The organism is Serratia sp. S4, assembly GCF_000347995.1.
Lineage (GTDB): Bacteria > Pseudomonadota > Gammaproteobacteria > Enterobacterales > Enterobacteriaceae > Serratia > Serratia quinivorans.
Window position 1 is genome coordinate 1,362,209 of sequence record NZ_KB661120.1, and the last position, 13,399, is coordinate 1,375,607.

The 13,399-nt window shown below is 54.7% G+C and carries 11 protein-coding genes, 5 tRNA genes and 1 other RNA gene; 12 read left to right on the top strand and 5 right to left on the bottom strand.

The annotated features are described in order from the left end of the window. Positions 1–184 precede the first annotated feature (184 nt). From tolB to pnuC, 11 genes are all read left to right on the top strand, one after another. Complete coding sequence (gene tolB, locus SERS4_RS0107065; protein ID WP_012005713.1) at positions 185–1,477, top strand: Tol-Pal system beta propeller repeat protein TolB; 1,293 nt, start codon at positions 185–187, stop codon at positions 1,475–1,477. Positions 1,478–1,521: 44 nt separating this feature from the next. Continuing rightward, positions 1,522–2,037, top strand: coding sequence for a peptidoglycan-associated lipoprotein Pal (gene pal, locus SERS4_RS0107070; protein ID WP_012005714.1), 516 nt, complete (start codon positions 1,522–1,524; stop codon positions 2,035–2,037). Between the two features lie 9 nt (positions 2,038–2,046). Then, positions 2,047–2,847: a cell division protein CpoB gene (gene cpoB, locus SERS4_RS0107075; protein ID WP_012005715.1), complete on the top strand. Its 801-nt coding sequence runs from the start codon at positions 2,047–2,049 to the stop codon at positions 2,845–2,847. Between the two features lie 178 nt (positions 2,848–3,025). After that, a tRNA-Lys gene (locus SERS4_RS0107080) sits at positions 3,026–3,101 on the top strand. Between the two features lie 32 nt (positions 3,102–3,133). After that, positions 3,134–3,209, top strand: a tRNA-Val gene (locus tag SERS4_RS0107085). 7 nt (positions 3,210–3,216) lie between these two features. After that, positions 3,217–3,292, top strand: a tRNA-Lys gene (locus SERS4_RS0107090). Between the two features lie 70 nt (positions 3,293–3,362). Beyond that, positions 3,363–3,438, top strand: a tRNA-Lys gene (locus SERS4_RS0107095). Between the two features lie 53 nt (positions 3,439–3,491). Further along, positions 3,492–3,567 (top strand) — tRNA-Lys (locus SERS4_RS0107100). Positions 3,568–3,611: 44 nt separating this feature from the next. Further along, positions 3,612–3,736: non-coding RNA, RtT sRNA (locus SERS4_RS26195), on the top strand. Between the two features lie 316 nt (positions 3,737–4,052). Further along, complete coding sequence (gene nadA / locus SERS4_RS0107105; protein WP_012005716.1) at positions 4,053–5,114, top strand: quinolinate synthase NadA; 1,062 nt, start codon at positions 4,053–4,055, stop codon at positions 5,112–5,114. Positions 5,115–5,135: 21 nt separating this feature from the next. Next, positions 5,136–5,861, top strand: coding sequence for a nicotinamide riboside transporter PnuC (pnuC, locus tag SERS4_RS0107110; protein WP_017891946.1), 726 nt, complete (start codon positions 5,136–5,138; stop codon positions 5,859–5,861). A gap of 37 nt (positions 5,862–5,898) precedes the next feature. Here the strand turns inward: pnuC and zitB are convergent, their stop codons facing one another. The 3 genes from zitB to SERS4_RS0107125 are packed head-to-tail and all read right to left on the bottom strand — an operon-like array spanning position 5,899 to position 10,663. Beyond that, complete coding sequence (zitB, locus tag SERS4_RS0107115; protein ID WP_012005718.1) at positions 5,899–6,849, bottom strand: CDF family zinc transporter ZitB; 951 nt, start codon at positions 6,847–6,849, stop codon at positions 5,899–5,901. Further along, positions 6,849–10,061 (bottom strand): ATP-binding protein, encoded by a 3,213-nt coding sequence (locus SERS4_RS0107120; RefSeq protein ID WP_017891947.1) that lies wholly within the window; start codon positions 10,059–10,061, stop codon positions 6,849–6,851. Before SERS4_RS0107120 ends, zitB begins: the two co-directional genes overlap by 1 nt. Continuing rightward, on the bottom strand, positions 10,058–10,663 hold the full coding sequence (locus SERS4_RS0107125) for a response regulator transcription factor (protein WP_017891948.1): 606 nt from the start codon (positions 10,661–10,663) through the stop codon (positions 10,058–10,060). Before SERS4_RS0107125 ends, SERS4_RS0107120 begins: the two co-directional genes overlap by 4 nt. 205 nt (positions 10,664–10,868) lie before the next feature. Here SERS4_RS0107125 and aroG point away from each other — a divergent pair, with 205 nt between their 5' ends. Further along, positions 10,869–11,924: a 3-deoxy-7-phosphoheptulonate synthase AroG gene (aroG, locus tag SERS4_RS0107135; protein WP_012005721.1), complete on the top strand. Its 1,056-nt coding sequence runs from the start codon at positions 10,869–10,871 to the stop codon at positions 11,922–11,924. 70 nt (positions 11,925–11,994) lie between these two features. Here aroG and gpmA read toward each other — a convergent pair whose 3' ends face one another. Then, the gene (gene gpmA, locus SERS4_RS0107140) at positions 11,995–12,747 is read right to left on the bottom strand and encodes a 2,3-diphosphoglycerate-dependent phosphoglycerate mutase (protein WP_012005722.1); all 753 of its coding nucleotides are present in this window, start codon (positions 12,745–12,747) and stop codon (positions 11,995–11,997) included. 213 nt (positions 12,748–12,960) lie between these two features. Next, entirely contained in the window at positions 12,961–13,299 is a 339-nt protein-coding gene (locus tag SERS4_RS0107145) for a PsiF family protein (RefSeq protein ID WP_017891949.1), read from the bottom strand. Positions 13,300–13,399 lie beyond the last annotated feature (100 nt).

Genomic DNA, 13,399 nt, shown 5'->3' on the forward strand with positions numbered 1-13,399 from the left:
GCAGTATATGAGGTGTTTAAGAATGCTCCCCTTACGTTTAAGCCACAATAATGGTTGTTTTAGCTGAGACATATCGCAGGGATGTACTAAGGTAACCAACAGGGATTATGTAGTTTTGTTTGAGTTGGTTTGTTAAAATTCTGCTAATTTATCGCAGGCATTCCGCCTGGATAAGGGAGATGAGATGAAGCAGGCATTTCGAGTAGCGCTAGGTTTTTTAATACTGTGGGCATCCGTTCTTCACGCGGAAGTTCGCATTGAAATCACCCAAGGGGTCGACTCCGCTCGTCCGATTGGCGTGGTGCCGTTTAAATGGGCGGGCCCAGGCACGCCTCCGGAAGATATTGGCAAAATTGTCGGCGCAGACCTGCGCAACAGCGGCAAATTCAACCCAATTGACGTGGCGCGTATGCCGCAGCAACCTACCACCGCGTCTGAAGTGACGCCGGCGGCCTGGACTGCATTGGGCATTGACGCGGTCGTGGTCGGCCAGGTGCAACCTGGTGCAGACGGCGGCTACCTGATCTCTTATCAACTGGTGGACACTTCGGGCTCACCAGGCACCGTTCTGGCGCAGAACCAGTATAAAGTGACCAAACAATGGTTGCGTTATTCTGCTCACACCGCCAGTGACGAAGTGTTTGAGAAGCTGACCGGTATCAAGGGCGCATTCCGTACCCGTATCGCTTACGTAGTGCAGACCAACGGTGGGAAATTCCCGTATGAGCTGCGCGTAGCGGATTACGACGGCTACAACCAGTTTACGGTACATCGTTCACCAGAACCGCTGATGTCCCCGGCCTGGTCGCCGGACGGCAGCAAACTGGCGTACGTCACCTTTGAAAGCGGCCGTTCTGCGCTGGTTGTGCAGACCCTGGCTAACGGTGCTATCCGTCAGATCGCTTCGTTCCCGCGTCACAACGGTGCGCCGGCGTTCTCACCGGACGGCAGCCGCCTGGCGTTTGCGCTGTCTAAAAGCGGTAGCCTGAACCTGTACGTGATGAATCTTGGCTCTGGCCAGATCACCCAAATCACCGACGGGCGCAGCAACAATACCGAACCGACCTGGTTCCCGGATGGGCAGTCTCTGGCCTATACCTCCGATCAGGGCGGCAGACCACAGATTTATAAAGTCAGTGCCAGTGGCGGTGCGTCACAGCGTCTGACATGGGAAGGCTCTCAGAATCAGGATTCTGAAGTCAGCTCTGATGGTAAATTCCTGGTGATGGTGAGCTCTAACAGTGGTGCTCAGCATATCGCCAAACAAGATCTCGGATCGGGGGCGGTTCAAGTTTTGACCGGCACCTTCCTGGACGAAACGCCTAGTATTGCGCCAAATGGCACCATGGTGATCTATAGCTCCACGCAAGGTATGGGCTCCGTGCTGCAACTGGTATCGACTGATGGGCGTTTTAAAGCGCGTCTTCCGGCAACTGATGGACAGGTCAAATTCCCTGCCTGGTCGCCGTATCTGTGATGCATGTGTAAATATGTATGGCAAACTATAAAAGGATTAAAGAAATGCAACTGAACAAAGTGCTGAAAGGGCTTCTGCTGGCACTGCCAGTTCTGGCTGTAGCGGCTTGTAGTTCTAACAAAAGCGCAAACAACGACCAATCTGGTATGGGCGCTGGCGCTGGCACTGGTACAGAAAATGGCAGCAGCAACCTGTCTTCTGAAGAACAAGCTCGTCTGCAGATGCAAGAACTGCAGAAGAACAACATTGTTTACTTCGGCCTGGACAAGTATGACGTGAGCTCTGAGTTCGCTCAGATGCTGGACGCGCACGCTGCATTCCTGCGTAACAACCCGTCTTACAAAGTGACCGTTGAAGGCCACGCGGATGAACGCGGTACGCCGGAATACAACATTGCCCTGGGTGAGCGTCGTTCTAACTCAGTCAAAATGTACCTGCAAGGTAAAGGCGTTTCTGCTGACCAGATCTCTATCGTTTCTTACGGTAAAGAAAAACCAGCAGTACTGGGCCACGACGAAGCGGCTTATGCTAAAAACCGTCGTGCAGTTCTGGTTTACTAAGAGAATCGCATGAACAGTAACTTCAGACGTCACTTGTTGAGTCTGTCGTTACTGGTTGGCGTAGCGGTCCCATGGGCCGCTACTGCCCAAGCGCCAATCAGTAATGTCGGCTCCGGCTCGGTCGAAGACCGTGTCACCTCACTTGAGCGCATCAGCAATGCTCAGGGCCAGCTTTTAAACCAACTCCAGCAACAACTCTCTGACAACCAGCGCGATATTGACTCTCTCCGCGGGCAAATCCAGGAAAACCAATATCAACTGAATCAGGTTGTTGAACGCCAAAAGCAGATCTATCAACAGATGGATAGCATCAGCCAGGGCGGCGCTCAGAGCTCCGCTGCTGCAGCGGGTGCCGCAGGTGGGGCAGCAGCGGCTGCGTCCACTGACGGCGCTGAGAGCGCCTCTGCGGGCGCTACAGCCGCAGCGCCGGCCAGTACGGGTGATGAAAACAGCGACTACAACGCCGCTGTTTCATTGGCGCTGGAAAAAAAGCAGTATGACCAGGCTATTTCCGCTTTTCAGTCCTTCGTAAAACAGTACCCAAAATCAACTTACCAGCCCAACGCCAACTATTGGCTCGGCCAGTTGTTCTACAACAAGGGTAAGAAAGATGATGCGGCTTACTATTATGCGGTGGTGGTGAAGAATTACGCAAAATCACCTAAGGCACCGGACGCAATGTACAAGGTAGGTATCATCATGCAGGAAAAAGGGCAGGCCGATAAAGCCAAAGCCGTGTTCCAGCAGGTGATTAAACAATACCCAACCAGTGCTGCGGCCAAACAGGCGAAAAGTCGAGTAGCAGGTTAGTCAGTAAAAAAATGAGCCCAGAAGTTAGTCGATTTGACCGATTTCTGGGCTCATTCGTGTGAAGAACAAGCAGTTGAACCTGTTGTTTATAAATTTAGGTTGCGCTGCCAAGATAAATTAGTAATATATGCCGCCGTTGCCAAGACATCTTGCAAGATGTTAAAGCAGCAAGGAAATTGGGTCGTTAGCTCAGTTGGTAGAGCAGTTGACTTTTAATCAATTGGTCGCAGGTTCGAATCCCGCACGACCCACCAATTTCTGAAGTAGTAGCAGTAACCACACTAGTGGGTGATTAGCTCAGTTGGTAGAGCATCTCCTTTACACGGAGGGGGTCGGCGGTTCGAGCCCGTCATCACCCACCACTGCTGTGGGCCGTTAGCTCAGTTGGTAGAGCAGTTGACTTTTAATCAATTGGTCGCAGGTTCGAATCCCGCACGGCCCACCATTTCAGAATGGTTTTTCCGCAATACGAGCTTCGGTTTTGTATTGGTTGTTCAGCAGTAAACCACGTCAGTGGGCCGTTAGCTCAGTTGGTAGAGCAGTTGACTTTTAATCAATTGGTCGCAGGTTCGAATCCCGCACGGCCCACCATTATTGCAGCGAGTTCCTCTCCTGCTTACGCGGTTCAGCAGTATCCCCTCAGTGGGCCGTTAGCTCAGTTGGTAGAGCAGTTGACTTTTAATCAATTGGTCGCAGGTTCGAATCCCGCACGGCCCACCATTTCAAAGAGTACCTCAGCACTTTTCCCAAAACTTGAGCATTGCATAACGCACGAACCGTGTGGGTGAGAAGCTACGTTCAGGTTCGAGCATCGCGCAGCGATACGACAACGCATAGCGTTGCCCGTAGGGTGAGGCCAAAGGCCGAATCAATCCCGCACGTTACATCTCAGTCGCTTCAAAACAGTACACCGCGCTACTCTTTAGCCGAGTAATCCCGCAGGGTATCCCCGGTTTGCCCCCAGCATCTTCAATCCGTTTTATCCGTTTATCTCTTTTAGTACCTGGTTGTACCTGGAACCCTCTCTTTCTTTGCATTTTATCCTTTCAAATTTTTAATGAATTAAACACCTTCCGCGCAAATATAAAATATCAGCGGACTTTTCGCACAAATAAAGGTATTTTGTTTAGTATATAAAACGAAGGGGGTTGCGATGGGGTGATACCCGGGCAGCAGACACCCAGCCTAGCACAGAGATTGCAGCGATGAGTGAAATGTTTGATGTTAATGCGGCGGTGTACCCGTTCCCGCCCAAGCCGGTACCGCTGGACGACGCGCAGAAGGCGTTTTACCGCGAGAAGATTAAAATCCTGCTCAAGCAGCGTAATGCGGTGATGGTAGCCCATTACTATACCGATCCGGAGATCCAGGCGCTGGCGGAAGAAACCGGTGGCTGCGTGGCGGACTCGCTGGAGATGGCGCGCTTTGGCAGCAATCATCCGGCTTCGACCCTGCTGGTTGCCGGGGTGCGTTTTATGGGGGAAACCGCCAAGATCCTCAGCCCCGAAAAACGGGTGCTGATGCCGACGCTGAACGCGGAGTGCTCGCTGGATCTCGGTTGCCCGGAAGAAGAATTCAATGCCTTTTGCGACAGCCACCCGGACAGAACCGTGGTGGTCTACGCTAATACCTCAGCGGCGGTAAAAGCGCGGGCGGACTGGGTGGTCACCTCCAGTATCGCCGTTGAACTGATTGAACATCTCGACAGCCTGGGTGAGAAAATCATCTGGGCGCCGGATCGCCATCTGGGGAGCTATGTGCAAAAGCAAACCGGTGCAGATATGCTGTGCTGGCAGGGTGCCTGTATCGTCCATGACGAGTTTAAAACCCAGGCCCTGATGCGGATGAAGGCCTTATACCCGAACGCGGCGATACTGGTGCATCCGGAGTCACCACAGGCGGTGGTCAGCCTGGCCGATGCGGTAGGCTCAACCAGCCAATTGATTCAGGCGGCGAAAACGCTGCCTAATTCGCAGCTGATTGTTGCCACCGATCGCGGTATTTTTTATAAGATGCAACAGGCCTGCCCGGACAAAGAGTTGTTCGAAGCGCCAACCGCCGGGGAAGGTGCCACCTGTCGCAGCTGCGCACACTGCCCGTGGATGGCGATGAATGGCCTGAAGGCTATCGCCGATGGGCTGGAGCACGGCGGTGTTCTGCATGAGATCCATGTCGATGCCGCGTTGCGTCAGAAGGCGCTGATCCCGCTGAACCGGATGTTGGATTTCGCCGCTGAGTTAAGGGTGCAAGTTAAAGGGAACGCTTAACCATTTAATAAGGAAAATAAAATGAGCTTTTTCAGTACCAGCAATATCCTGGTGCATATCCCGCTGGGAGCGGGGGGCTACGATCTGTCATGGATTGAGGCTATCGGCACCCTGTTTGGCCTGCTGTGCATTTGGTATGCCAGCAAAGAGAAAATTATCAATTACCTGTTCGGCCTGATTAACGTCACGCTGTTTGCGGTGATTTTCTTTCAAATCCAGCTTTACGCCAGCCTGCTGCTGCAGCTGTTCTTTTTTGTCGCCAATATTTACGGCTGGTACGCCTGGAGCCGTCAGACTCAGGATAACCAGGCCGAGCTGAAGATACGTTGGCTGTCACTGCCGAAGGCGCTGAGCTGGGCGGCGGTGTGCGTTATCGGCATAGCCTTGATGACGTTCAATATTGACCGCGTGTTTGCCTGGTTGACGCAGGCAGCGGTGGCAGTGATGCAGGGGCTTGGTTTGAGCGTGCAAATGCCGCAGCTGCAGCCGGATGCCTTCCCATTCTGGGATTCGACCATGATGGTGTTGTCGATCGTGGCGATGATCCTGATGACGCGCAAGTACGTGGAAAACTGGCTGTTGTGGATAGTGATTGACGTGATCAGCGTGGCGATATTCGCCTACCAGGGCGTTTATGCCATGGCGCTGGAATACGTGATCTTGACGTTGATTGCGCTGAACGGCTCCTGGCTGTGGATCAAAAGCGCCGGCAACAACCAATCGCGGCCATTATCTTCTGCACCATAACATAACTGGGGCGCCGAATAAGGCGCCCCAGTGGATTCTAGTGATGATGTCCCACATGTGAATGTGAGTGGTCACTCGGCTCGGGGGCCCGGTTAATCCCACAGTCGGGTGTATCGCAGTGCTGATATTCCATCTGAATGGTTACGTGACCAATCCGATAGTGCTCCAGCAGATAGGCCTGAATACGGCGCAGCAAACCATCATGGTCGTGCGGCGGTATCACCTGCGCATGCAGCGTCATCAACTTTTGTTCACCAATCTGCCACACATGGACGTGATGAATATTGCGCACTTCCGGAATATTCAGGCACAGGTCCTTTTGCAACTTGTTGATGTCCACCTCCTGCGGCGTGCCTTCCAGCAGCTCATGGAAACTCTCTTTCAGCAGTCGCCAGGCGCTGCGAATCACCAGACAAGACACCAGCACTGACAATATCGGGTCAATCGGCGTCCAGCCAGTGGTCAGGATCACAATGGCGGCGGCGATGGCACCCACCGACCCCAGTAAATCCCCCAGCACATGCAATGCGGCAGCGCGCACATTGATATTCTTCTCTTCGCTACCCCGGTGCAGTAGCCAGAAGGCGAACAGGTTGGCCAGCAGCCCCGCTATGGCGATAATCAGCATTGGCGTACCCATCACCGGCTGTGGCTCGAAGAAACGCCGTATCGCCTCCCACAGGATGAATACCACGATCACCAACAGCGCGGCGGCGTTGAGGAAGGCCGCCAGGGTGGTCAGACGCAGATAACCGAAGGTGTGGCGCGCATTGGGCTTACGCTGTGAGAAGTGGACGGCCATCAAGGCCACCAGCAGTGCGGCGGCGTCGGTGAGCATATGGCCGGCATCCGCCAGCAGCGCCAGTGAGCCTGAAATTAACCCGCCGGCCACTTCGGCGACCATAAAGACCGCGGTGACTAAAAAAGCGGTCAGTAGGCGTTTACTATTACTGTCTTTTGGCTGGTGTACGTGTGGGGCGTCCGACATTATTCTTCCTTATCCATAGCAAAATACGACTCGTCAGTGCTGACCAGATTATCCAGTTCTATCAGGATCTGTTCCACTAACGTACTCAATTCAGTATAGGCGGCCTGAATGAATGTTCCTTCACGACCGCTGTCCGCCAGTTGTTGGCACAGGCTGGCCGCTGCAGGCAGTTGTAGCATCAGCAGGCTGCCCTTGATGCGATGCGCGGTTTGCGCCAGGGTTGGCCAGTCCTGATTCTGTGCCGCCTGCTCAAGCCGTTGCCGGTCCTGCCGCAGCGTCGCCTGCAGCGTTGTTGCCAAACGCAGGATCATCGGTCGCTCATTACCGGCCATATCAACCAGGGTTTGCTGCAGGTCAGTAAGGACTAACTGCCGCTCCAGCGCCTGGGGTTGCTGCGGTAGCGTCTGGGCTATTGCGGCCAGAGCAATTGGCTTGGTTAAAAAGCGATCTATCGCCACCAGGCCCGGCGGGATGCGGGTAAATTCCTGCACGTCGGCCGAGCAGAGAATGATCTGGCAGGCCGGGCGCTGATGGCGTTGCTCGTCGCGGCGTATCAGCCTCGCCAGCGTCAGGCCGTCCGGACGCGGCATATTGTAATCGATAAACAGCAGGTCGAACGGCTGCCGACGGTGGGCCTTCAACAGCTTATGGCCCTGCTCGAATAACGTCGGCTGCAGGCCGAAGTGGCGCAGTTGCCGCTCCATCAACAGCAGGTTGGTGGGGTGATCGTCGATCAGGGCTACGCGCAGGGTTGGCGGCGGCAGAATGAGTGGTGTGTCGGCCTGCTGAGTCGTGGGATCGACAGCGACCTGGCTTACCGGCACGGACAGTGTCACCTGAGTGCCGAGGCCGGGTTGCGATTGCAACGCAATTCGACCGCCCATTTGTTCGATAATCTCTTTACAGATAGACAGCCCCAACCCGGTCCCCTGAACGGATACGCGCTGTGCACCGCGTGCGCGATAGAACGGTTGGAACAGTTTATCTATCTCATCGGCGGCGATACCACAGCCGCTGTCGGCCACCGTCAGCCACAGTTCCCCCTGCGGTGGAACCTGCTCATGCCAACCGATATTCACCTGAATAGTGCCGTGTGGCGTGAACTTAATTGCATTGTTTATCAGATTGTTAGCCACCTGAAGTAAACGCTCACCATCAATGAGAGCAGCGGCGGGCAGGTTGTCGGCCGCACTGACGTTTAGCGTCACCGGGCGTTCGCCGATCAGCGGTTGATACAGGGCGTTGATGTGGGCTATCCAGGGTTGCAGCGCCACGCTCCGGGCGACCAGCGTCAACGAACCGGTTTCCAGCCGCGCGTGATCTTGCAGGTCATTGAGCAGGTTAAGCAAAGACGACGCCGAACTGTAAATCACCGGTAAGCCCTCCGGCGTCGGCTGGCGTTTCAGTTCCAGTTCCAGCAGGCCAAGAATGGCGTGCATTGGCGTACGCAGTTCATGGCTGACGGTGGCCAGGAACTTGCTCTTCATGCGGTTCTCGGCTTCGGCATGCTGACGAGCCTGCTCGATGACCTCACGCTCACGTTTTTCCCTACGCTGCAGGATGAAGCGCCGCAGGGTCAGCCCCAGCAGCAGCAGGATCGCTGCCGCCAACAGCGCCAGCAGCCAGGTGGTTTGCGGCTGCATGCGGTTTTCATTTACGGCATCAATCAGGTTGCTGCGATCGACAATCCATTCATCGCGCAGCGATTGCAGCGTTTCGGACGGGATCTGCATCAGATTCTTATCGAGGATAGCCAGCAGCAGTGGCTGATCCTGCCGCACGCCGAATGCTACCGGGTAGGCGATGTTATTGGCCGCGAACGCCAGTTTTATCGCGCCGGAATAACGTGACAGGGCGACAAAGTTTGCCGAGATCACATTATCCACCAGCGCATCCAGCTGGCCGTTGGCCAGGGCGTCATACATGGCCTTGCCGTCGGTAAAACGGATCAACTCTTCGTTGGCCGGCACCAGACTTTGTGCCAGGTCGCCCTGCAGCACGCCGATGCGTTTACCGGCCAAATCGCTCCAGGTGGAAATGCCGTTGGCCTGCTGACCGACATAAACCCCCCACAGTGAACGGTGGATCGGCATGCTGGCGCTATAGCGGGCTTTAACGCCGCGAGCCAAAGGCAGGGCGGTACGGAAACTGGCCTGTCCGGATTGCACCAATTGGTCGGCCTGCTCGGGGTTGCGCGCCCAGAGCGGCATAAAGCGTAGCCCGGTGTTCTGCGCGATGATATTCAGAATGTCGATTGCGTATCCACGCGCCTGCCCGCCGGAACCCCGGTAGGCGAACGGAAAATTATTCTCGATGGCGGCGTAATAAACGGTGGGATGGGTCGCCACCCAGTGTTTTTCCATCTGGGTCAGATCGGCATTGCCGGTATCGAGATAGCTGGGGATCTTCTTGCTCCAGCGTCTCTGAATGGCGTTCATAAACTCCATCGGGGTATCGGCGATGGCCAGGTTGAGGGTGTCGATCAGCGTCGGGTTGGCGGAGGCGAATACGAATGACAGATTCCCGAGGTTGATGGTACTTTCAATCTGATAAAGCTGGCCGAGCTGTAACTGGTCAATGATAAAACTGGCGCTGGCTTCGTCGGCAATAAAGTAGTCGCTGCTGCCGTTGAGCAAGGCATACACCGCCTGCAGGTTGTTGTCATAACGCTGCACGTGAGAGGACACCGCCTGCAACGCTTGACCGGCCTGCATATCGGTCAGGGTGCTGATAGCCACCCGCGCGTTGGCGGAATTGAGCATCACCTGGCGGTCATTGCTGCGATCCCGCAGCACACGCAGATTACTGACGTAATAAGGCTGCGAAATTTTCAGGCCGTGCAGGGCTTCGTTTTGCGGAATGCCGTACACCAGATCGATAGTCCCGTCATGCAGCGCCTGCTCTAGCTGCGCCAGATCGGCAAAGCCGTAAATCTGAAAGTGAATGCCGGTAACCTGCTGAACATAACCAAGATAGTCGGCGTTCAAGCCGTACAAATCGTCATCCACAATGATGTTATAGGGGCTGGTATTTTCACTGATGATGCCGACACGCAACGTGGTATCGCGCCAGGGGTTTTTCTCACTGGCGATCAGCATATCGAGCGGGATATTCAGGTTGCTGACCAACCGATAACTCACCGGCTGCGCTGCCTGTGTGACGTTGCCGAGGCTCAGCAGCAGGGTTAACAGCAACAGGACTCCACGCATCATGGCGTCAGCTCTTTAAACACCGCCACCAGCTCCAGCAGGTTACTGGCGCCAGTCTTGCGCAAAATATTCTTCTTGTGGGTGCTGACGGTTTTGTTGCTGATGCTCAGCATCTCGGCAATTTGCAGGTTGGACAACCCTTTACTGAGCAGCCCGAGAATCTGCAGTTCTTTTGGCGTCAGCAGCGAGCCTTCTGTCGGCTGGGCTTCTTCTGCCATCGCGGCGGTGGGAAAGCTCAGTTCCCCGCCCAGCACGGTTTCAATCGCCAGCACCAGTTGTTCCAGTCGGCTGCCCTTGTGAACAAAGCCGTTGGCACCGGCCGCATAGGCCATACGGGCATAAATCTCTTCTTCCTGGGCGGTATAAATCAGGATCGACTGCTGCGGGTAATGGCGGCGAATCTTTTTCAGCAGCTGCAGGCCGTCTACCTGCGGCAGGCCGATATCGAGGATCACCAGTGCAAAGTCGGCTGCGGCCAACTGGGCCAGCGCCTGTACGTCATCCTCTACCGCCTGTAGAACATAGGAGCGGGAAGACTTGATTAGCGCCGCTTCCAGTGCGACATGAACCACCGGGTGGTCATCAACTAATAACAATGAGGGCATGGCTTGGCTCGAGTAACGGATCCTGGCCGTTAGCATAACCAAAAAGGAGCCACTGTGCTCTGCTGATGAAACAGCACAATCTACTGTTAATCAGGACGTTCATTCTGCAGGCGGCAAAGGTGATTTACAGCGTTATCCTCACAGGCTAAATTGGTCAGATCTACGCTCTGCGAAATAACGCCTCTCGATACCGAATGGAAAAGTGATGAATTACCTAAATGACGATTTACGTATTAAAGAAATTAAGGAACTCCTGCCACCGGTGGCCCTGTTAGAAAAGTTTCCGGCCACTGAACGCGCAGCAGAGACGGTGTCACAGGCACGCAATGCCATTCATCAGATCCTTCGTGGCAGCGACGATCGCCTGCTGGTGGTGATCGGCCCTTGCTCGATCCACGATACCAAAGCCGCTAAAGAGTACGCCGGTCGCCTGCTGGCGCTGCGTCAGGAACTGAGCGGTGAGCTGGAAGTGGTGATGCGCGTTTATTTTGAAAAACCGCGTACTACCGTGGGCTGGAAGGGTTTGATCAACGATCCGCAGATGGATAATAGCTTCCAGATCAACGACGGCCTGCGTTTGGCGCGTAAGCTGCTGCTGGATATCAATGATTCTGGCCTGCCGGCTGCCGGCGAATTCCTCGACATGATCACCCCGCAGTATCTGGCAGATCTGATGAGCTGGGGCGCTATTGGCGCACGCACCACGGAATCTCAGGTGCACCGCGAACTGTCTTCCGGCCTGTCTTGCCCGGTTGGCTTCAAAAACGGCACCGACGGCACCATTAAGGTGGCGATTGATGCCATCAACGCCGCCAGCGCGCCGCACTGTTTCCTGTCGGTAACCAAATGGGGCCACTCGGCCATTGTTAACACCAGCGGTAACGGCGACTGTCACATCATTCTGCGCGGCGGCAAAGAGCCGAACTACAGTGCGGCACACGTGAAACAAGTCAAAGAAGGCCTGGTTAAAGCGGGTCTGCCTGCACAGGTGATGATCGATTTTAGCCACGCCAACAGCAGCAAGCAGTTCAAAAAGCAGCTGGAAGTGAACGCAGACGTCTGCCAACAGATTGCCGGCGGTGAAAAGGCGATTATGGGCGTGATGATCGAAAGCCATCTGGTGGAAGGTAACCAGAATCTGGAAAGCGGCGATCCGCTGGTTTACGGCAAGAGCGTCACCGACGCCTGCATCGGCTGGTCAGACACCGAAACTGTACTGCGTGAACTGGCGGAAGCAGTGAAAGTGCGTCGCAACAAGTAAAGCCCCACTTTGCGCCATAAAAAAAGCCCTCGGCCAAAAACCGGGGGCTTTTTAGATCAACGGGTGAAGATTACTTCGCTTTACCCTGGTTTGCCACGGCGGCCGCTTTAGCAGCGATCTCGTCGGCATTGCCCAGGTAGTAACGTTTGATTGGCTTGAAGTTCTCGTCGAACTCATACACCAACGGCACGCCGGTTGGGATGTTCAGTTCGAGGATCTCGTCTTCGCTCAGGTTATCCAGGTATTTCACCAGCGCACGCAGGGAGTTGCCGTGAGCAGCAACGATAACGCGCTCGCCGCTTTTGATACGTGGCAGGATTTCTTCATCCCAGTAAGGGATCACGCGATCGATGGTCAGCGCCAGGCTTTCGGTCAGCGGCAGCTCTTGCTCGGTCAGCGCGGAGTAACGTGGGTCGTGGCCTGGGTAGCGCTCGTCATCTTTGGTCAGCTCTGGTGGGGTTACGGCAAAACCGCGACGCCATTGCTTAACCTGCTCGTCACCGTATTTTTCTGCGGTTTCAGCCTTGTTCAGACCCTGCAACGCGCCGTAGTGACGTTCGTTCAGTTTCCAGGATTTTTCAGTCGGCAGCCAGGCTTGATCCAGTTCGTCCAGAATGTTCCACAGGGTGTGGATAGCACGCTTGAGTACGGAAGTGTAAGCAAAGTCAAAAGCGAAACCTTCGTTTTTCAACAGTTCGCCAGCAGCTTTCGCTTCGGTGCGGCCTTTCTCAGACAAATCAACATCATACCAACCGGTGAAGCGGTTTTCGTTGTTCCACTGGCTTTCGCCGTGACGCACCAGAACCAGCTTAGTTACAGCCATAGCTTAACTCCTTAATAATCTGACATTTCAATGATAACGAAAATCATTATATTGCCGCGGCCGGTGGCTCGGCAATCGATAGTGTTTAACCATAGCCAATTTCTTGCCGCAAAGTAAGTGCTGTGCCGAGGAAAAGCTGAATCGTTCAGGCGGGCGCAGATAGGGAAGGCAGCACGGCTAAAGGGAATTCAGCCGTGCCGTAGGAGCAGGGGATCAGGCCGATTTTTTCAGGCAAGTGCTCATGAAGGTTTTACGTGCGTCGCCAGTCAGGTTTTTGGTCTTGGCGTCGGCGTTACAGGTTTTCATTTTCTGCTGCTGCGGGGTTAAGGTTTTGGTCGCAGCGGTGCCTTCGGATTTCAGGCAGGTGCTCATAAAGGTGGAGCGGTCCGCGCCTTTCAGCGCTTTGCCAGAGGCCTGTTGATTACAATCGGTCATGCGTTTCTGCTGTGCAGCCTGCGCCGGTGACGGGGTTTTTGCTGCAGTTTCGGCAGCCATCAGGTTGGTGCTCAGCAGTAAACCCGCCAGTAATGGAAGTGCAGTAATCAGACGCATAGGTGTTCCTTCAGCTATTGACCGGCCGGGGTGGCCGAAATTTGTGATTTTACACAAGGTGTTGTGCTTATCACCGTAGCCTGATTCTAGTGTGCACTTT